The 21,514-nt window shown below is 44.2% G+C and carries 14 protein-coding genes and 1 riboswitch; of the genes, 4 read left to right on the top strand and 10 right to left on the bottom strand.

The features are described 5' to 3' along the window. Nucleotides 1-100: 100 nt before the first annotated feature. The 5 genes from PP181_RS13875 to metK all read right to left on the bottom strand — a co-directional run bounded on the left by PP181_RS13875 (nt 101) and on the right by metK (nt 9,832). A complete protein-coding gene (locus PP181_RS13875) occupies nt 101-1,264 on the bottom strand; it encodes a trans-sulfuration enzyme family protein (RefSeq protein WP_154920540.1) in 1,164 nt (387 codons plus the stop codon). A 78-nt stretch (nt 1,265-1,342) separates the two neighbouring features. Then, nucleotides 1,343-4,729 (bottom strand): bifunctional aspartate kinase/homoserine dehydrogenase I, encoded by a 3,387-nt coding sequence (thrA, locus tag PP181_RS13870; protein WP_272637540.1) that lies wholly within the window; start codon nt 4,727-4,729, stop codon nt 1,343-1,345. 61 nt (nt 4,730-4,790) lie between these two features. Continuing rightward, a complete protein-coding gene (locus PP181_RS13865) occupies nt 4,791-6,071 on the bottom strand; it encodes an O-acetylhomoserine aminocarboxypropyltransferase/cysteine synthase family protein (RefSeq protein ID WP_272637539.1) in 1,281 nt (426 codons plus the stop codon). 142 nt (nt 6,072-6,213) lie between these two features. Beyond that, nucleotides 6,214-6,329: riboswitch (SAM riboswitch) on the bottom strand. 202 nt (nt 6,330-6,531) lie between these two features. After that, nucleotides 6,532-8,472 (bottom strand): CocE/NonD family hydrolase, encoded by a 1,941-nt coding sequence (locus PP181_RS13860; protein WP_154920534.1) that lies wholly within the window; start codon nt 8,470-8,472, stop codon nt 6,532-6,534. Nucleotides 8,473-8,575: 103 nt separating this feature from the next. Next, complete coding sequence (gene metK / locus PP181_RS13855; protein WP_272637612.1) at nt 8,576-9,832, bottom strand: methionine adenosyltransferase; 1,257 nt, start codon at nt 9,830-9,832, stop codon at nt 8,576-8,578. A 332-nt stretch (nt 9,833-10,164) separates the two neighbouring features. Between metK and PP181_RS13850 the strand changes: the two genes are divergently transcribed. After that, on the top strand, nt 10,165-10,779 hold the full coding sequence (locus PP181_RS13850) for a deoxynucleoside kinase (RefSeq protein ID WP_138259619.1): 615 nt from the start codon (nt 10,165-10,167) through the stop codon (nt 10,777-10,779). A 106-nt stretch (nt 10,780-10,885) separates the two neighbouring features. Here the strand turns inward: PP181_RS13850 and PP181_RS13845 are convergent, their stop codons facing one another. Further along, nucleotides 10,886-11,911: an App1 family protein gene (locus PP181_RS13845; RefSeq protein WP_272637538.1), complete on the bottom strand. Its 1,026-nt coding sequence runs from the start codon at nt 11,909-11,911 to the stop codon at nt 10,886-10,888. A 170-nt stretch (nt 11,912-12,081) separates the two neighbouring features. On the opposite strand from PP181_RS13845, the gene PP181_RS13840 reads away from it, so the two are divergent. Next, nucleotides 12,082-12,783, top strand: coding sequence for an energy transducer TonB (locus PP181_RS13840; protein WP_154920532.1), 702 nt, complete (start codon nt 12,082-12,084; stop codon nt 12,781-12,783). 83 nt (nt 12,784-12,866) lie between these two features. Here PP181_RS13840 and PP181_RS13835 read toward each other — a convergent pair whose 3' ends face one another. From PP181_RS13835 to PP181_RS13820, 4 genes are all read right to left on the bottom strand, one after another. After that, the gene (locus tag PP181_RS13835) at nt 12,867-15,290 is read right to left on the bottom strand and encodes a sodium-translocating pyrophosphatase (RefSeq protein ID WP_272637537.1); all 2,424 of its coding nucleotides are present in this window, start codon (nt 15,288-15,290) and stop codon (nt 12,867-12,869) included. Nucleotides 15,291-15,393: 103 nt separating this feature from the next. Further along, entirely contained in the window at nt 15,394-15,921 is a 528-nt protein-coding gene (locus tag PP181_RS13830; RefSeq protein ID WP_154920528.1) for an inorganic diphosphatase, read from the bottom strand. A gap of 67 nt (nt 15,922-15,988) precedes the next feature. Then, nucleotides 15,989-18,490 (bottom strand): DUF5686 and carboxypeptidase-like regulatory domain-containing protein, encoded by a 2,502-nt coding sequence (locus PP181_RS13825; protein ID WP_272637536.1) that lies wholly within the window; start codon nt 18,488-18,490, stop codon nt 15,989-15,991. Nucleotides 18,491-18,591: 101 nt separating this feature from the next. After that, on the bottom strand, nt 18,592-19,569 hold the full coding sequence (locus PP181_RS13820) for a pyruvate dehydrogenase complex E1 component subunit beta (RefSeq protein WP_138259614.1): 978 nt from the start codon (nt 19,567-19,569) through the stop codon (nt 18,592-18,594). Nucleotides 19,570-19,745: 176 nt separating this feature from the next. Here PP181_RS13820 and PP181_RS13815 point away from each other — a divergent pair, with 176 nt between their 5' ends. Beyond that, nucleotides 19,746-20,486, top strand: coding sequence for an electron transfer flavoprotein subunit beta/FixA family protein (locus tag PP181_RS13815; protein ID WP_272637535.1), 741 nt, complete (start codon nt 19,746-19,748; stop codon nt 20,484-20,486). 36 nt (nt 20,487-20,522) lie between these two features. Beyond that, a complete protein-coding gene (locus PP181_RS13810) occupies nt 20,523-21,488 on the top strand; it encodes an electron transfer flavoprotein subunit alpha/FixB family protein (RefSeq protein WP_272637534.1) in 966 nt (321 codons plus the stop codon). Nucleotides 21,489-21,514: the final 26 nt, after the last annotated feature.

Raw genomic sequence — 21,514 nt, 5'->3', positions numbered from 1 at the left:
TTGTAATTTTGTATCGAGAAGGACACGTTTAAATCAAAATGTTCTCGATACTATTTTCTAGTGAAAATCAATCGAACTGACAATTTTGAAGAATTTGTAATTACCCCAACGCCTGGGAAATATCGGCAATTATATCATCAATATGCTCCAGACCTACAGAAATACGGACCATACCTTCGGTAATACCACTGGCGGCACGCTCGGCCACGGACAGCTTGCTGTGGGTAGTCGAGGCCGGATGGGTCACGATACTACGGGAATCCCCCAAATTGGCGGAGAGGGACAACAGTTTTATGGAATCGAAGAATTTTCGGCCAGCTTCCAGTCCGCCCTTTACCTCAAAGGCGACCACACAGCCACCGGCCTTCATCTGCTTTTTTGCGACATCGTATTTTGGGTGCGACTTTAAGAAGGGATATTTTACCCAGTTTACCCGGTCGTGCGTTTCCAAAAATTCGGCCAATTTAAGGGCATTGGCACAATGCCGATCTACCCTTACTGCTAGGGTCTCCAAGCTCTTGCTCAATACCCAAGCGTTAAACGGGGAAAGGGCAGGACCCGTAATACGGGAGAAGCGGTAGACCTTGTCCATCAGTTCCGCCTTACCCACGGTAATACCTGCCAAGACGCGTCCCTGACCATCCATTAGTTTGGTACCGGAATGAATGACCAAATCCGCGCCAAACTTAATAGGTTGCTGCAAATAGGGCGAGGCAAAACAGTTATCGATTACCAACAAAACGTTATGTTTTTTCGCAATCTGGCCCAACACTTCCAACTCCAGCACATCCACACCTGGATTCGTGGGAGTTTCGGCATAGATCAATTTGGTATTCGGTTGGATAAGTCCTTCTATGGAGTCCAAATCATGTACATCAAAATAACTGTGGGAAATATTCCACTTCGGAAAAAAGTTGTTGAACAGGGAATGTGTAGACCCAAAAATACTGGCTGCCGAAACCACATGGTCGCCACTCTCCAACAAGGCCGCCAAAGTCGAGAATACGGCCGCCATACCCGAGGCAAAGGCAAAGCCCTGCTCCGCCCCTTCCATTTGACAAACCTTATCCACAAACTCATTGGTATTGGGATTGGAATAGCGGGAATAGATGTTACGCTCCTTCTCCTCCGCAAACGAGGCGCGCATGTCCTCTGCATCCTCAAAGACAAAACTGGACGTTAAGTACATAGGTACGGAATGCTCCAGGTTTTCCGTGCGTTTCAACTGATTCCGTATGGCGTTCGTTTCGAATTTTTTGTTCATTGGTTGTTGGCTTTTAGCAATTAGCAATTAGCAAAAAAACACTTTTCTCTTTTTTCTTTTCTCTTTTCTTCTTAACAGTCAACTTTTCTCCGCAATCCTTAATATATCCCCAAATACCCCACGGGCGGTCACCGCGGCACCCGCACCGGCACCTTGGATGACCAAAGGGTTTTCACCGTAAGACTCGGTATAAATTTCGATGATGGAGTCAGACCCTTTTACCTGCCCCAAGGCACTTTCTTTGGGTACGGAAACCAGTTTCACATCCAATATACCTTTTTCCTTTTGCAAGTCCCCATGCAGGTCGCCCACATAGCGCAATACATGGTTCGGTTTTTGGTTCCTCTTGATTTCGTTGAAGGTATCGTCCAACACCTCCATATGTTCCATAAAGAAATCCACTTCTCCTTTTTCCAAGGTGGAGGGAATCAGATTTTCGATGTTGATATCAGTAAATTCGTTGCTCAGATCCAGTTCCCTTGCCAGAATCAACAGCTTTCGGCCCACATCGTTCCCGGAAAGGTCTTCCCGAGGGTCAGGTTCCGTAAAGCCTTTTAGTTTGGCATCCTTTATAATGGAGGAAAATGGGGCATCCACCTCGGAAAAGGTATTGAAAATATAACTCAAGGACCCTGAAAATACGCCTTTGATACGGGTGATATTTTCGCCCGACAAATGCAATAATTTTATGGTGTCAATCAGCGGCAAGCCAGCACCTACATTGGTCTCGTACAGGTATTGCTTTTGGTGTTTGTCCAGCTCTTCACGTAATAATTGATAGTAATCGAATCCAAGGGTATTGGCAATTTTATTGGAGGAAACAACATCGAAGCCGTTCTCCACAAAATCGAAATAATGGGCCACAAAATCCCGACTAGCGGTGTTGTCGATGACGATCAGGTTTTCCAGATGATTGCTTTTGGCAAACTCGATGACATCCTTGACCTCATAGGATTTTCCCTTGCTTTGGATGTTGGTCTTCCATCGACCTGTTACCCCGTTAGCGTCCAACAATACCTTTCTTGAATTGGCAATGGCGAAGACTCTCAAATCGATACCTTTTCGGGCCTCGATATTTTTGGCCGATTTCAAGATCTGGTCGATCAGTGTTCCTCCAACGTTTCCGTGACCGAAAACCGCCAGATTTACCTTTTTGCTCACCCCGAAAATCTGCCCGTGCATCACGTTTACTGCCTTGGTCAAGTCCGATTTCCGCACCACCAAACTCACGTTTTTGCCCGATACCGTATTGTTGAACAACAGCGGTACGATCTGGTTTTTGATAAGGGCATTGAAAGGTTTGTGGAAGGTGCTCAAATCCTGACCTACCACGGAAATGACCGATACGTCGGCTACCACCTTGATCATATTGATGTCCTGACTCTGGAAATCGCTCGAAAACTCGTTCTCCAAGGCTCGCTTGGCGCGTTCCGCCTTGTCGCGCTTCACCACCAAACCGATTCCCCGCTCCGAAGAACCCTGGGAAATAATGCTTACACTGATGTTGATGGCCTCCAAAGTCTTGAAGATACGGGCATCGATACCCACTTTCCCCAACAAACCGCGCCCTTCCAGGTTGATCAAGGCCACATCCTCAATGACCGAAATGGAGCGGATACCTTCCTTGCTGGCCTTGGCACTGATCAAAGTGCCTTCGTTATCGTCGTTATAGGTATTTAGGATCCGCAACGGAATGTTCTTTTCAATCAACGGAATAATCGTCTTGGCATGCAAAATCGTGGCTCCAAAGTTGGCCATCTCGTTCGCCTCTGCATAACTCAAGTTGCTGATTCGCTTGGCCTCCTTCACATAATCCGGATTGGCGGTAAAAATTCCATCGACATGCGTATAATTTTGCAACTCTTCGGCATCCAAGAAATTGGCCAAAAGTGCGGCACTATAATTACTGCCGTTCCTTCCCAAAGTAGTGGTTTCCCCGTCCTCGGTAGCGGCAATAAACCCCGTAATGATGGGAACGGCATCGTGGGGCAATTCCGCAAACTTCAACAACACCTTTTCCTTGGAAACATGCTCCAGCACCTTGGCATCCCCAAAAGTGGCATCGGTGGTAATGAGTTCCCGTGAATCCAAAAATCGGGCATTGATGCCTTTACCAATCAACAGTTTGGTCACCAATTTAGCCGAAATCAACTCCCCATGCGCCAAAACCTCATCCTTGATTTTGGCACTATAATCGCCCAATAAGGAAACCCCTTCGAACAACTTGGCCAAGCTCTTGAACTCCTTGGAAAGGTTTACATTGCCATACGTATGCTGTTGGTAATTTTCCAGTGCCTCGAAATCTTCCTTGTACGGTTTTCCCTTGGCGGCCTTATCCAACAGACTTTCCAATTGATCGGTCGCCTTTTCACGTGCGGATAACACCACGGCAATATTCTCGCCTGACTTCACTTTGGAAACGATGACGTCCAACACGCGTTCCAATCCCTCTCCGTTGCTCAAGGACTTGCCCCCAAATTTCAAGACTTTTACCTTTCCCGATTTTCCGTTGGTATTGAAAATGGAACTGAGCAGTTTTTCCATTTGCTCGAACTCGATCAGAAAGGCATCATGACCATGGAGCGATTGTACCTCTCCATAGGTTACGTTACTATTGGCCTGGGCCAACTGTTTAAAGGTATCCTTGTTCTCCTTCGCCGTAAAAAACAGGTCGGAATCCACTCCAATGATATGGATGTTGGTAGCACTATTTTGAAGTTTGATGAAGTTCTCCTCCCCGTTTCGGGTCACATCGATGGTCTTCAACAATTGGTTCATCAGCTTATAGGCCGATAATTGAAAGCGTTCCTGTAACTTTTCCCCGTGGTGCATCAGCCAGCTTTCCACATTGAACACCTGAAGCTCCTCGTTCGTACTACGTTTAAACCGCTCCTTGAAGGACTCGGGGGTACGATAGCACAACATGGCGTGCATGCGGGCGTCGTGTACGGGCTGTTTGGAATTTACCAGAAACTGTTCCTGGATCTGACAATTGGCGATGAGCCAATCGGTCGATTTCCAGTCGGACGCCACTGGAACCAGGTGCTCCGTCAAATTCGAATTAATGGCCGCCATTTCCCAAGCGATACCACCTCCCAAAGAACCCCCGATGATGGCAAAAAGCTTTTTAATGTTCAGTTTTTCCAGCCCCAATAAGAAAATGCGGGCCATATCCCCGGCCACAAAATCCTTATAATTTTCAATGACAAACTTATCGTATCCGTTTCCGGGGATGTTAAAACAAAGAATGGTATACTTTTTCGTATCGATGCATTTTCCTTCCCCAATCAACGCGGACCACCACCCATTTTCTCCCGTAACGTTGGAATTCCCCGTGAGGGCATGGTTCACCAAAATTATGGGAGCCGTATGGAGCTTGGCCCCAAACAGTTCATAGGACAGTTCTATATCCTGGGTCACTGCAGAAAGCGTGGTATATTCCTTTATATGTAAATGATGTAGCATAGGATGCCAAAATTATCTATTTATCAGCGTTTTGCCGTGTATTGACTCGTTTCTTTTACCGCTAGATATTCGCTGCGGCAAAGGCCTGTTCCAAATCGGCCTTTAAATCATCTATATCCTCTAGGCCAACGGAAAGTCGGATCAAATCCTGACTCACGCCCGCACCCAGTTGCTGTTCTTGCGTCAACTGCTGATGTGTGGTACTCGCCGGATGGATGATAAGGGATTTTGTATCGCCAATATTTGCCAAAAGCGAAAATATTTTGGTGGCATCGGTCACGTTTTTGGCCGCTTCAAATCCTCCTTTAACCCCAAAGGTTACCAAGCCGCTTTGCCCTTTGGGCAGGTATTCCTGTGCCAAATCATAATAATCGTCGCCCTTTAATCCGGGATATTTTACCCAAGCGACCTCGTCCCTGCTTTGCAACCATTCCGCAAGCTCCAAGGCATTCGCACTATGTTGCTTGATACGCACGGGTAAGGTTTCCAATCCCTGTATAATTTGAAAGGCATTGAACGGACTCAAAGCACCGCCAAAATCCCTAAGACCTTCCAAAATCAGTTTAAAGGTAAAGGCTGCAGCTCCCAAGGCTTCATGATATACCAAACCGTGATACCCTGCGGAAGGTTCGGTAAATTCCGGGAATTTTCCATTGGCCCAGTCGAAAGTACCCGCGTCTATAATGGCACCGCCCAAAGACGTACCCTGACCCCCAATATATTTTGTCAAAGAATGGATAACCAAATTGGCGCCATGTTCAATAGGGTTCAATAATGCCGGAGTAGCTACCGTATTATCCACAATGAACGGAACGCCCGCTGCTTTGGCTTCTTTGGATATGGCCTTTAAATCCAGGACGTCCAGTTTAGGATTTCCGAGAGACTCCACAAAGATAGCCCTGGTATTTTCCTTTACGGCCTTCCCAAAATTTTCCGGTTTTGACGCATCTACAAAGGTAGTATGGATTCCCATTCTTGGGAGCGTCACATTCAACAGGTTGAACGTACCCCCATATAAACTGCTGGAGGCTACAATATGGTCCCCGGCCTTTAACAGTGTCAACAACCCCGTAGAAATGGCGGCCGTTCCAGATGCGAATACCACCGCACCAACTCCACCTTCCACAGCGGCCAAACGGTCCTGAAGAATCTGGTTGGTCGGGTTGTTCAATCGGGTATAGATAAAACCCAGTTCGGCCAAGGAAAATAGATTCGCGGCATGCTCCGTATTATTGAATACGTAGGATGACGTTTGATAAATTGGTACGGCCCTAGTACCTGCGGATTGTGTAGTGTCATGCCCGGCATGAAGTGCATTCGTTGCTAATTTTTGATTGCTCATGATTTTTGTTTTTTAATAGTTAAGTCCTTGATTGATCGCGGACATCATAAATTGATTAAAAAAGCCAAACCCGAACCTGCCGACAATACGGTTCGATAAAATCAAAAAGTTATAAGAAAGTGAATCGAAGAAATTTCGATGACTGTTATCCTTCCCCAAACGGGGTAGAATGTAGCACCTTCTTGTTTCCGAAAATCGGGTGAACAAGGGTTGCTAAGGCTTCAAAGGGTCCAATCCCTCCACCTTTCTTGATAACTATTCAATACGTGTTTGAACTTAACGGGGCAAATATAAGGGCAGGAACTTTTAAAATCCTAATCAAACCTAAAAATTTAACAAAACCCTAGTGAAACGATAGGTTTAAACCTCTTTCCCTTTTACGGCAAAACTTAAAAAGCTCCTCCCTTTAGAAAAGGGAGGTAGCGCGATACGAAGTATCGGGTCGGAGTGATTGAAATACTTACGGTAATACCGTAAACTCAATCTTGGAATCAGTGAAAACTGTATGGGTCTGGGTCTTAAAGTCGGTTTCATCCGCCTTAAAAATATTTTCCACATACGTTTGGGGGTTTAAATCTATCAAAGGAAACCAGGTACTCTGCACCTGAATCTGCAATTTGTGTCCCTTTTTGATTGTATGGAATACATCCTGAAGCTTAATATTTACAGCCGTTTTTTCATTGGGCACAAAGGGTTCCGGGTCTGAGAAACTGTTCCGAAACCTTCCCCTTAATACCTCACTACGCACCATCAAATGGTAGTTGCTCATTTTAAGATGGTCCTGCATCTCCTCATGATTTTCGGCATCGGCAGGGTGCACATCGATAACCTTGACAATCCAATCCGCAGCCGTTCCTGTGGTGGCCACGTTCAAATTCGCCATAATGTCTCCTGCCAAGGTAAGGTCCTCTGTTAAAACATCGGTCTCAAAAACCAATACGTCCGACCTTCTTGCGGCGAATCTCTGATCGTCCGTCATATATTTTCTAGGAGTGAAAACCGATTTAATATCCTCAGAATAGGGTACCGGTTTCTTAATATCACTGACGAACTCTATGCCTGATTCACCCTGCTTCTCCGTGGTTAATTCCTGGTTTTCGCTCAGGTACATTTCCTGCTTCTGGGCCCCTGCAGGTGGCCAGGTGTCGTATTGTTTCCACTCCTTCCTACCGGAATCGAATACATAGGCTTCGGGGAGTCCACTGTTCTTGCTTCCATCGCCTTTAAGAAAATGTTGGAAAAACTTTGTCTCAATGTTTTCCTGAAAAAATTCCGAAATACCATCACCAAAATAATAATTCCCAACGATGTTCTTACCCCTGCTTCGGGCCCATCCACCATGGTCCCAAGGACCAAATACCATAGTGTTATAGTTGTCCTTATTATATTTTTCAATGTTTTTATATGTTTCCAAGGGACCGTACAAATCCTCTGCATCGAACCAACCCCCAACAATCATGGTCGCTACATGGCTTTTTACGTCCTTCAGGTGTTGGATAAGTCCACGGCTTTGCCAAAGTTCATCGTAATTGGGATGCTCCTTTAACTCGTTCCAAAAGAAATCGTCCGTCTGGCCGTCCATGGCCATCCTTGGGGTATCTCCGGTTTCGTACTCAAAAAATCGATCTAAATTTTTTAAGGGCCCTGCATCCAGGAAAAACTGATACTGGTCTTCCGTACCCAGGTCCGGAAGGTCATACCAAGCTGTATCAATGGGCTGATCCCCGTTGGGCCTAGGCGTCCCGAAAACGCTCGTCGCCCTAAAATAACTCAACAAATAGGCACCGTTGTGGTGGAAATCGTCAAAAAAGAAATCGCCAATACACGCCTGGGGCGAGGCCGCCTTTAAAGCCGGGTGCGCATCCACCGTGGCATAGGTGGAATAAAACCCGGGATAGGAAATGCCCCAAATTCCTACCCGGCCATTGTTGTTTTCCACGTTGTTCACCAACCATTCTATGGTATCGTAGGTGTCTGAACTTTCATCGATGTCTTGATCCGATTTTTTATTGGGAATATAGGCCCGCATATTTTCATAATGGCCCTCGCTCAACCACCTGCCCCGCACGTCTTGATATACCACGATATACCCTTCCTTCATCATATGCTTATTGGGTGCGATAGCTTCCTTGAACTGACCTTCACCATAGGGTCTGGAACTATAGGGGGTGCGTTGCATAATGATGGGATATTCTATGGAAGTATCCTTTGGGGAATAAATGGTGGTGTGCAACTTTATACCGTCACGCATTTCAATATCCACCTCCTTTTTGGTGTAATTGTCGGCTACATAGGTATCCGAAACCTCAACGGTTTCCGTAGTTTGGTTCGTTCTTTTGCAGGAATACGCAAAGGAAGTAATAATGAACAATGTCAGTAGATACTTTAAGGTAGATTTCATTATGGTTGAATTAATTGTCCTTAAAGCTAGGAAAGAATGGTTATTCCTGAAAATAAAAAGGAGCTATATATAGCTCCTTTATGTAAATAGTATTGAAAATTTGTTATAGCCCAAAGGCGACTTTAACCTCCTGCACCATATCCAATTTCTCCCAGGTAAACAATTCTACTTCCATTTCAACCCGACCATTATACGGGGATTCGAAAACTTTGACCACTTTTTTGGATTCCTTGCCCATGTGACCGTAGGCAGCGGTTTCCAAATAAATGGGGTTTCTAAGCTTTAGGCGTTCCTCGACCGCAAAAGGTCTTAAATCGAACAATTGCCTTACTTTTCTAGCAATTTCACCGTCGCTCAAATTGACATTGGACGTTCCATACGTTTCCACAAAAATAGACGTAGGTTCCACTACCCCAATGGCATAACTTACCTGAACCAAAATTTCATCGGCGACGCCAGCAGCAACCAAATTTTTAGCTATATGACGGGCCGCATAAGCCGCGCTGCGGTCTACCTTGCTGGGGTCCTTACCGCTAAAGGCTCCGCCACCATGGGCTCCCTTGCCTCCATAGGTATCCACAATAATCTTTCTTCCGGTCAAACCGGTATCCCCATGAGGTCCACCGATAACAAATTTTCCTGTGGGATTGATATGATAGGTAATCTGGTCATCGAACAACTGCTGAATTTCCTCTGGCAATTGGGATTTCACTTTAGGCATAAGGATGGATATGATGTCCGATTTAATCTTCGCCAACATAGCCTCATCGTTGGAATCAAAGGCATCGTGCTGGGTGGACACCACAATGGTATCGATACGTTGCGGTACATTATCATCCGAGTACTCGATGGTTACCTGTGCCTTGGCGTCCGGTCTTAAGTATTTTATTTCCTTCCCTTCCCTACGAAGTTCTGCCAAGATGTGCAATATTTTATGGGAAATGTCCAAGGCCAAAGGCATGTAATTATTCGTTTCCTTTGTGGCATAACCGAACATCATCCCCTGATCCCCGGCTCCCTGTTCCTCTTTGGAACCTCTGTCCACACCTTGATTGATGTCTTGGGATTGTTCGTGAATCAAGGAAATCACGCCACAGGAATCGCCACTAAATTGGTACTCGCCTTTTGTATATCCTATTTTATTGATGACCTCCCTTGCAATATTCTGCACGTCCAAATAGGTATGACTTTTCACTTCTCCAGCCAATACTACCTGACCCGTAGTGACCAAGGTTTCACAGGCCACTTTACTTTCTGGGTCAAAAGCCAAAAAATGATCCAACAGGGCATCACTGATTTGATCTGCCACTTTATCCGGATGTCCTTCACTAACGGATTCCGATGTAAATAAATACGCCATTTCTTTTTCTTTTAAAAAGGATTTGGAAGTTGCCCGACTAAAGGAGGTATTGTTTCTCAGGAGAGCGCCGGAAACGTTCCCGACACAAAACTGCTTTAGCATTTTTAACGAGGTTGCAATCAGTCAAATCCTTCCTCTTAGTTCCGGGCAAAAGTATAAAAATAGTTTCTTTTTAAAATGATTTAAATACTTTTTATGATTCCAATTCCTGGCATGGAAAACTCCAAAAATATTGTAGGCATTTCAACTACTATTTTTTTTGAAAGTTAATATACTTCGTATATTGTACGCTACAACTTTTTCAGAACAACTAACCGTTAAATAACACCAAAATGCACATTGCCGTAGCAGGAAACATTGGAGCAGGTAAAACTACGTTAACAAGATTACTGGCCAAACATTATAAGTGGGAAGCGCATTTTGAGGACGTTGTGGACAACCCCTACCTCGATGATTTTTACACCCAAATGGAACGTTGGAGCTTTAACCTCCAAATCTATTTCCTAAACAGCAGGTATAGACAAATTGTCCAGATCCGGGAAACCGGTAAGGACGTCATACAGGACCGTACCATTTATGAGGATGCCCATATTTTTGCACCCAACCTTCATGCCATGGGCCTTATGACCAATAGGGACTTTAAAAATTATTCCAGCCTGTTTGAATTGATGGAATCTTTGGTGGAACCCCCTGAACTGCTTATTTACCTTAGAAGTTCCATACCCAATTTGGTAAAACAGATACACAAACGAGGCAGGGATTATGAAAACAGTATTTCGATTGATTATTTAAGCCGATTGAACGAACGCTATGAAGCGTGGGTCCACGGTTATGATAAAGGTAAATTGTTGATCATTGATGTGGACGAAATTGACTTCGTGGACAAACCCGAGGATCTTGGTAAAGTAATTAACAAAATCGATGCGGAAATAAACGGGTTATTTTAAACCCTCTCAAGTAGACTACCTAGGGCTAGGCCACAAGGCATTCGTAGTAAGCGACCTTCTAATTTCGGGTCAGGCCTCGGTAAATAAAACCCTTTGGCGGTGCCAATTAAATAAAACCTTGTTCTTTTGCATGGGCAATGGCTTCTTCCGTTTTGTTGACCATTAAAAAGGGAATGTTCTTGTGGGCCGAGAACAAATTGGATACCCTTGCCATTCTTCGTCCGTCCGATACACTCCTCAAGTAAATGGCCTTTACCCGGTTGGGAAACAACTTTGCAATTTCAATATAAATATCCGCGTCCTTTTCACCACTATCTCCAATTAGAATGAAGGAAAGCTGCGGATAAGTATTTAAGATTCCAGTGATTTCCTTTTGCTTTTGGGGTTTCTCACTACGTTTTCTTCGGGTAAAACTGGACATACTTCGCAGTAAAATGGGACCTTTTGGGAATTTGTTAATCGTAAGAAAAAGTTCCAAATATCGGTATAGGTTCCACGGACTATGGCTTACATAGAAAATAGGGTTCGCCTCTTCCCCAGCTTTACCTTGATGTAGCAGATGATAAAATTCCGCCGCCCCTTCCAAGGGCTTTCTGCTTGTCGCCCTTTTAAACATGGTATTGATTATCACTTTCCACTTCAAGGAAGAGACCACGCCCGTATGCAGGATGGTATCATCAATATCGCTAATGACCCCAAATTTGGCCTTAGCACTGGGAATCAACATTTCCCCAGGGAAGCGGTTTTGGTTTATTATTTCCCTTTTTAGTTTGGTGTCCTGAAAAGAGATTTCAAAGTTCACCCACCCTTCCCCGTTCATATATTCGGACAGATTCTCCACTTGCTCGTTCACAAGATAATATCCTTCATGGTCCGTCTTTCCTTGAAGGATAATGGTCTCATCAATGGCGATTCGAATTGGCGTCTTTTTAATCTCGTCGGTCTCGAACCGCTTCCAGGTATTGATCAATAACTTAAAAGCGCCTTTATGCCCAAGGTCGATATTCTCATCTTCCAGCGCTCTACCACGGACATAGAATCTATGAGAAGTCCCATATCCATTAAATGCGATAATCTGAAGTTTATCCTTTTTAAGAAATCCCATATGCTCAAAAATACATTCATTTTCCATTGGGCATGAAAAATTTTACCGTAAAAATACCGCTAGTAGATTTTCACTCATTCAAACAGACCCTTCACTCATTGGCCATTTTAAGACCGAGTCCTTTAGTATAGCTTTAGTTCATAACAAAACGCATGTATAATCAGGCTTGCACCATGGAAGCCACAATTTTTTAAAAGATGAAACCAAAAAAGAACCCGAAAAAAGACCTCAACAAAAAAAGTGGCCTTTTCTTTGTTTTAGGACTCATGCTCGTACTAGGGCTGGCATTTGTTGCCTTGGAATGGAAAACGTATGAACCTAACTCCATCTATGATGTAAGCATGAATGTTGCTCCAATTGAAATAGATGAAGAACCGCTAGAAATATTTAAGATTGAAAGACCCAAAATTAAACAAGTGCTTCCCCCTGAAATAAAAGTGGAAGACAACGATGTTGAAATTGATGAAACTGAAATATTATCTACAGAAGCTGATACCGAAACCGAAATAATTGAACCTGAAGATTTAGTGGTTGAAGAAATAGAGGAAGAGGTCAATGTAAACTGGATAACGATAGAAGATGTGCCCGTTTTCCCAGGTTGCGAAAATGCCAAGGACAAACGGGAATGTTTTAACGAAATGATGCAAAAGCATATCCAAAAAAACTTCCGTTATCCAGAAATGGCCCAAGAAATGGGGATTCAGGGTAGGGTCAGTACCCAGTTTGAAATCAAAAGCGATGGATCTATTGGAACCATACAAAAAAGAGGACCCCACAAAATTTTGGAGGAAGAAGCTATTCGCATTCTTTCAAAACTTCCTAAAATGACCCCAGGAAAACAAAGAGGAACTCCTGTAAAGGTCTCTTTTAGTATTCCCATTCATTTTAAACTTCAGTAATACTTCGGCATACAAAAAATAAAACGGTCCCGCCAATAATGGCAGGACCGTTACTATTTTAGAAATAATTAAATAAAAAGGTCTTACTGAACTTCTTCCTTAACCTCTTCGACTACTTTTTCGATTTGGACTTTAACACCTTCACTAGATTTGTTGAAGGCCTCGATTTTGGCTTTCACTTCCTCCTCAGTTCCTTCAAAAACTTGCTCGCTTATGGACTTTTGACCATTTTCGGTTAAAGTAGTCACCACAGTAGCCTTTACCATGGTATCTCCAGTTTTTTCCATTTTTACCTCAACTTGTTTTTCAACTTGCTTTGCAACAACTTCGGTAGCGATTTTCTCTTCGTTATAAGCCGTCATGCTATCGCCGCTCATTGCAATACTTGGCGCAATTACCAAAGCCACAACGGACATTAACTTTAAAAGAATATTCAAGGAAGGACCTGAAGTATCCTTGAAAGGATCTCCTACCGTATCACCTACAACCGCCGCTTTATGGGCGTCCGTACCTTTACGTCCGTCACTTTCTATGGTCTTTTTAGCGTTATCCCAAGCACCACCGGCATTGGACTGGAAGATGGCCATCAAAACCCCACAAGTAGTTACACCTGCCAAAAGTCCGCCCAACATTTCGGCACCACCTATAAAACCAACGGCAACAGGAACTGCAATGGCCAAAAGACCAGGCAATACCATTTCTTTAATGGAAGCCTGTGTAGAAATAGCTACACATTTATCATATTCGGCAACACCATCGGCTGCATCAAAAGTAGCTCTTTGGGCTTCGGTGGCTTTGGACATATCGGAATCCACCGCTCTCATAACCTCCAAGGCAGCCTTTAATTGGGGGATATCCCTAAACTGTCTACGAACCTCCTCGATCATGGCCATAGCCGCACGGCCCACCGCATTCATCGATAATGCAGAAAATACGAATGGTAACATACCACCAACCAGTAGACCGGCCATTACAGTCGGTTTTGAAACATCGATTGCCGTTACATTAGCCGTTTGCATAAAAGCAGCAAAAAGGGCCAAGGCAGTCAAGGCTGCAGAAGCAATTGCGAATCCCTTTCCAATAGCTGCCGTAGTGTTTCCTACCGCATCCAATTTATCAGTACGTTCCCTAACCTCGCTAGGCAATTCGGCCATTTCGGCAATACCACCTGCGTTATCGGAAATGGGTCCGTAGGCATCCACGGCCAATTGGATTCCCGTATTGGCCAACATCCCTACGGCAGCAATCGCAATACCGTATAATCCCGCAAAATGATAGGAAACCAAAATCGCAGCGGCAATCAAAAGAATAGGGAACATAGTGGACATCATACCCACACCTAATCCAGAGATAATGTTCGTAGCAGCTCCAGTTTCGGACTGTCTTACAATGCTATTAACAGGTTTTGTACCTGTTCCCGTGTAATATTCGGTAACCTTACCTACGGCAAGTCCGGCCACGAGTCCGGCCAATACAGCTATAAAAACACCTATTGAACCATACTCTACACCCCCAAAAGTCCAGCTTTCCGGTAACATATTGGTAATTATAAAATAACAGGCGACCAACATCAGACCAGCGGATCCAAATTCCCCAATGTTCAATGCGGTCTGTGGATTTCCGCCATCCTTTACCTTAACGAAGAAGGTTCCAATGATGGACATAATGATACCGACAGCTGCCAGTACCAATGGAAGGTACACAGCACCAAGACCATCGAATGAACCTGCAAAAGCGGGAATCTGAACAAAAGCGGCTCCCAATACCATGGTACCGATGATAGAACCCACATAGGACTCGAACAAATCCGCGCCCATACCGGCAACGTCCCCAACGTTATCACCAACGTTATCAGCAATGGTAGCAGGATTCAAAGGGTGATCCTCTGGAATACCCGCTTCTACCTTACCAACCAAATCCGCACCAACGTCCGCTGCCTTGGTATAGATACCGCCACCAACACGAGCAAAAAGCGCAATGGAAGATGCTCCCAAGGAGAAACCTGACAATACGTTCAAAACTTCACCCAAGGACCAACCTTGACCACTATATATCATAAAAAGACCGCTCAAACCTAATACTCCCAATCCTACAACACCAAGCCCCATAACGGCACCGCCTGCAAAAGCAACCTCCAAGGCCTTTCCTAAAGAAGTCCTAGCGGCCTGCGTAGTCCTAACATTGGCCTTGGTAGCGACCTTCATTCCAATGAATCCGGCCAAGGCGGAGCATATAGCACCTACAATAAAGGATACGGCCACCATACCGTTGGAGCCTACTTCATTGGTACCCTTAAAATACAATAAAACGGCCACGGCAGCTACAAAAACGGCCAAGATTTTGTATTCGGCCTTTAAGAAGGACATTGCTCCGTCCGCAATGTTTTTGGCTATTCTCGCCATCTTTTCACTACCTACATCTTGCTTGGAAACCCAGGAGCTCTTAATAAAAACATATGCCAGCGCCAAGAGGCCAAAAGCAGGTAAAAACTTTACGATTAAATCCATTTGATTAGTTATTTTTTTGTGGCTGCTAAAGTAGTAAAATAGAATATAATAAAAAAAGCCCCCTTTTATAATAATAAAGGGGGCTTTACATTCCTTAAAATAGCTATATCATAAAGGTGCGCTTATCCTTATGCTCGCTCTCCTGATACCTTGTAACACACTCATGATAGATTTTAATGGCCTCTTCATGATTGCCCCAGCCACCAGTGTCCACCTTCTTTTTTTCCAGATCCTTGTACACCTGAAAGAAGTGTTCTATTTCCTTGAGCCTATGCGGATTCAAATCGCTAATGTCATCCCTCTTGCTCCAAATAGGATCAGACACGGGAACACAGATGATTTTCTCGTCCGGTCCTTTTTCATCGGTCATGTGAAATACACCTATGGGCTTAACCTCCATGACCACCATAGGGAACGTTGGTTCAGTGCCCAAAACCAAAACATCCAGTGGGTCCCTGTCCAATGCAAGGGTCTCCGGTACAAACCCGTAATCTCCTGGATACATCATGGAAGAAAACAAGGTCCTATCGAACCGTATTTTGTGTAAGGTAAAATCATACTCATATTTGTTCCTGCTCCCTTTGGGAATCTCTATCAAAACATCAAATGTTACGTCTTTTTTTTTGGCCATGTTCGTGTATAAAGTAAATACTGTTTGTTTTAGTAACGAAGCCTACTTCCGTTAATTGCCCTGAAAATCAAAAACTAAATCCAAAGCTTCCGGTAATACCAAAGGGTCTGGCATCGGGATTGTCCAAGTAGTTGCCCCTAAAATTAAAGTCGACCCTGAAAATCCGAAAGATATTCCCTATTCCCAAGGAGTATTCATAATATATTTTCTCCGAAGGCGCCCTTAGCGGCGTATTCACGTTCGCCGGAGCACTTAGAGCTATATTTTCCTCCGATAGGCTTCCCCAAACACCCCTGAGTCCCACAATCTCCCTCAGGTTCAATTTACGCAAAAATGGTATCCTGGAGAAGAGTCTCCCGTTAAAATTGTGTTCCAAATGCACCGATGCATAGGTATCGGTAACAAATTCATAAAAATCGAGATTGGGGAAAGTTCCATAATTTGAGAAAAAGGTCTGGTTTCCGGGTACCACGCTCAACAAGCCTAAAGGAACTTCCCCAAAGGTCTTGCCCAATTCCACAGTGCTCATCAATCTTCCAAAACCACCCAATTGCCAAGGTTGGCTATAGGAAAATTGTAATTTCTGATAGTTAAAATCACTGCCCAGGACACCCTCCGTTCCTTTTGTATAATTGAGCAATAGCGTACTATAGGTATCGTTTACATCCCGCCTTTCCACGCCATAGCCTATCGTTTTTTTCCCGGGTGTATAGATCAACAGGGTATTGAAGTCGAACTGCCGTATTTCGGATGATACACCACTGGGGGCATCTGGGTCTATATAATCCAGACTAAAATCGTTGGGCAGGGCAGAGCTCAGGGTCCTGAAGGTTCCGCCCAAGGAGATCCTAAAATTGGTAATGGGTTCCATTTCAAAATTAAGGGCGCTCAAATTAATATTCGTCAGTCTGTTATTTGCCCCCACCGTCAACAACGAAGAAGAAGCGATGCTACGGCCAAGCACATCACGGGTCGCCGTGAGGCTAACACCCAATTGCTCAATATCGCGCCTGTTTCCACCAGAAATTATCAACCGGGTCTTTGGGTCGATCAGAAACTTACCGCTCAATCCATGTTTCACCTTTTGGTCCGTAAATCCATAAGCCATGTAGCCCTCCAAGCGCCATAGGTCGTTCTGGCCCCTATAGGTCCTTGCTCCCAACCTCAACCTTGGTCCTTCCGCCGGATTGAACCCAAACACATCGTACACATTACCAATATCCAAGTCCCATGTATCGATCTCCACATATCCGGACCCAAGTATGCTCACCAAATTATAGTAGGATTTGAATTTTGGAACCGTTTTTAGGGTATCCAGCAGGGTGTAGATTCCCGCTTCATCCTTATTTAGGGATTCCAATCGGTTTTTCTGCCAGAATTCATCGTCCCTAACGATCAAGTTGATATCCAAAGGATTTTGGTCCTTTCGGTAAAAATCCTTCGGCTTTTTGTCGTTGAACACGTAATTGTCATAGACCGTGGTCCGTTTGCCATAAACACCTCTAGATTCCTCCTTTTTTTGAAAGCTGAAATCGCTCAGCATATAATCTCGCTTCAAAAGAAAAAGGGAATCGTTGACCACCTCAAAATCCTGCTCAATATATATTTCCTTGACCCAGTTGATGTTGGCACTTTTGGTAACTTCCAGATTAATGTTCTTGATAGCCCAGGTAGAGTCGTTCACCCAAAAATCGCCCTTAAACGTTAGCTCGTTTTTACGTCTGGGATAGTACACTATATTGTAGCACCATTTAGTATCGATAAAGGCACTATCGCGCAACGCGTAGTTATAGGTGTCTATTCCCGTTCTTGACAGCGGACTCGTAAAACTCTTGTCAAAAAACTTGAGATAGTTATCATAGATATCATAGCTCTGGTAAAGGTCCTGAACAAAGGCAATGATAGCTTGATTATTCTCAAAGCCGGAATTTTTATTGCCCAACACGTCCTCTTTTTCTTCGTTGATGATATTATCGCCATACACCTTTGAAAACGTTTCGTTCAAAAAGATGGGAAGATAGGTTTTACCCGTGATGCGGGAGGTATCCAGATCCTGAAACACGAATTCCAGCCCCTTGAAAATCTTCCTTTTCATCAAGGCACTATCAATGGTGTTCAAATCGAACTCCACCTTTTCGTATTTATCAAAGGCATACTGGTCGAATTTGCGAATACCGTTTTCCCGCTTTTTGGCCCAAATCTTTCGTAGGATATCCACGGCGGGATTATTTTTTTTGGATTGCTTTCCCGATATCAAAACTACCTCGTTGAGTTGCTCAGCAGCTTCGGAAAGGACAATTTCCATGTTGAAGTTTATCTTGGAAGTGAGCGAAATCTCCTTGTTCTCATACCCGATGAACGAAACCACCAACACATCATACGTATTGTCCGATTCCAAATAGAACCGACCATTATCATTGGTTATGGTACCTTCCGTAGAACCTTGGAACAGTACATTCGCGAAGGCCACAGGCTGACCGCTTTCATCAGAAACGATACCTCCAACCTTTGTCTGGCCTAGAACACCTAAGGTAAAAAGAAGAAAAAAATGGAAAAAGAATCTATTCATGTATATGATGTACCATTAGGCCCCTGTACAAATAGCGTACCAATAAAAAAGCTTCTTCGACATAGGTCGAAGAAGCTAAGATACTTTACAAAAATTTCCAATTATTTATATAACACTTTTTTAACTGCCTTGATAACATCTTCGTGGTTGGGCAGCCATTCCTCCAATAAAACTGGAGAGTAAGGTGCAGGTGTATCCGCCGTATTGATTTTTATGATGGGGGCATCCAAATAATCAAAGGCATTTGCCTGAATATGATAGGTGATTTCCGTGGCTACATTACCAAAAGGCCAAGCTTCCTCCAAGACGACCAAACGGTTCGTTTTCTTTACAGATTTAACCACCGCATCGTAATCCAAAGGCTTTACGGTCCTTAGGTCGATTATTTCGCAGCTGATGCCCTCTTTTTCAAGTTCATCGGCCGCTTTGTAGGCCTCCTTAATAATTTTTCCAAAGGAAACGATTGTGACGTCGCTACCTTCTCTTTTGATATCCGCTACGCCAATAGGAATGGTGTATTCGCCCTCGGGCACTTCGCCCTTGTCGCCATACATCTGCTCGGATTCCATAAAAATGACGGGGTCGTCGTCCCTGATAGCAGATTTCAATAATCCTTTTGCATCAGCCGGATTTGAAGGAACTATCACTTTTAACCCGGGACAGTTGGCGTACCAACTCTCAAAGGCCTGGGAATGCGTTGCCGCCAATTGACCTGCAGAGGCAGTAGGTCCCCTAAACACGATTGGACAAGGAAACTGTCCGCCGGACATTTGCCTAATTTTGGCAGCGTTGTTTATGATTTGGTCGATTCCAACCAATGAAAAGTTAAAGGTCATGAATTCCACGATGGGCCTGTTGCCAGTCATGGTGGAACCTACTGCCACCCCGGCAAAGCCCAATTCCGCAATAGGCGTATCTATAACCCTTTTGGGTCCAAATTCGTCCAACATACCTTTGGAAGCTTTGTAGGCCCCGTTATACTCGGCTACCTCCTCGCCCATTAGATAAATGGACTCATCCCTACGCATCTCCTCGGACATCGCCTCCGCAATAGCTTCTCTAAACTGTAATGTTTTCATGTCAATAAGAAATAATAGTCTTTAACCTTTCAATTGAAAGCAAGCAAAAATAGGAAATTATATATCAATTAATGGGATGGCCGTTTTAAAAAAAGTGATAAAATTTACTATGCATGCATAGTAAATTTGGAAAATATTGGTTATCTTCGTCTCCAACACAAAAAAGAATTTATTCAATGAAAGTACTAGTTTGTATAAGTAATGTACCGGATACTACTTCCAAGATAAACTTTACGGATGGCGACACCAAATTTGACACCAACGGGGTGCAGTTCGTTATCAATCCAAACGATGAGTTTGGACTTACCAGGGCCATGTGGTTCAAGGAACAACAAGGTGCTACAGTACATGTGTCCACCGTTGGGGACGCAAGTGTTGAACCTACCATGCGAAAAGCCCTTGCCATTGGCGCCGATGAGGCCATACGGGTAAACGCAACGCCCACTGACGGTTTTTTTGTGGCCCAGCAACTCGCCGAAGTCGTTAAAAATGGCGGATATGATTTGGTAATCGGTGGAAGGGAATCCATCGATTATAATGGAGGAATGGTACCTGGAATACTTGCTTCCCTACTGGACATGAATTTTGTCAATACCTGCATCAAACTTGATATCGATGGCGACAACGTAACGGCAATCCGCGAGATCGATGGAGGAAAGGAAACCTTGAGTACTTCGCTACCCTTAGTTGTGGGCGGACAAAAAGGCCTGGTAGAGGAAAGTGATCTTAAAATACCCAACATGCGTGGCATCATGATGGCAAGACAAAAGAAATTGAACGTCGTAGAACCTATTGATGGTATCAAGGCCACCCAAGATGTAAAATTTGATAAACCGGCACCAAAAGGCGAAATAAAACTCGCCGAAACCGTTGATGAGCTTGTTAATCTACTTCACAACGAAGCCAAGGTAATTTAAATGCTTTTCTAAGCGGTAAACCAAAAAATAAAAGAAATGTCAGTTATAGTATATACAGAATCAGAGAACGGAAAATTTAAAAAGAACGCTTTTGAAGTCGCTTCCTATGCTGCGGAAGTGGCCAAACAAATGGGTACCACGACTACGGCGGTTTCCATCAATTGTACGGAAAATGAGAGTTTGGGAACCTATGGTATTTCCAAGGTGTTAAACGTTCAGAACGAAGCCCTAAAACCTTTCAATGCAAAGGCCGCGGCAGAAGTAGTTTCCAAAGCTATTGAAGCTGAGAACGCTACGGTGCTCATTGTAAGCTCCAGTTCAGATGCAAAATATATGGCCCCGCTTTTGGCGGCCACACTCAAAGCAGGGTATGCCCCAAATGTGGTAGCGGCTCCTGAAAGCCTCTCCCCGTTTCAGGTGAAGAGAACGGCTTTTAGCAACAAGGGATTTGCGCACACGGTTATCGATACCGATATAAAAATCGTTGGGGTGTCCAACAATGCCTTTGGAACGGTGGAGATCCCTACCGATGCATCGGTGGAAGATTTTAATGTATCCTTGGATTCGGAATTTAATACCAAGTCCACGAACATCGATAAGGTGGTAGGGAAGGCGACCATCGCCGATGCGGATATCGTCGTATCCGCAGGAAGGGGGCTAAAAGGACCAGAAAACTGGGGAATGATCGAGGAATTGGCCGATGTTTTAGGTGCTGCCACAGCGTGTTCCAAACCGGTATCGGACCTTGGATGGAGACCGCATGGCGAGCATGTAGGTCAAACAGGTAAACCTGTTGCGAGCAATCTGTACATTGCGATAGGAATTTCAGGTGCCATACAGCACTTGGCGGGCGTAAGTGCCTCAAAAACAAAAGTGGTCATCAACAACGATCCAGAGGCACCATTTTTCAAGGCCGCGGATTACGGAATCGTGGGCGATGCGTTTGAAGTGGTACCTGAGTTAATCGAAAAATTAAAGGAATTTAAAGCTCAAAACAGCTAATTTTTGTTAATTTGTGCCCCACAAAG

The sequence above is a fragment of the Maribacter sp. PR66 genome (assembly GCF_028464205.1).
GTDB lineage: Bacteria > Bacteroidota > Bacteroidia > Flavobacteriales > Flavobacteriaceae > Maribacter > Maribacter flavus.
This window is presented reverse-complemented; position numbering and strand designations above follow the sequence as displayed.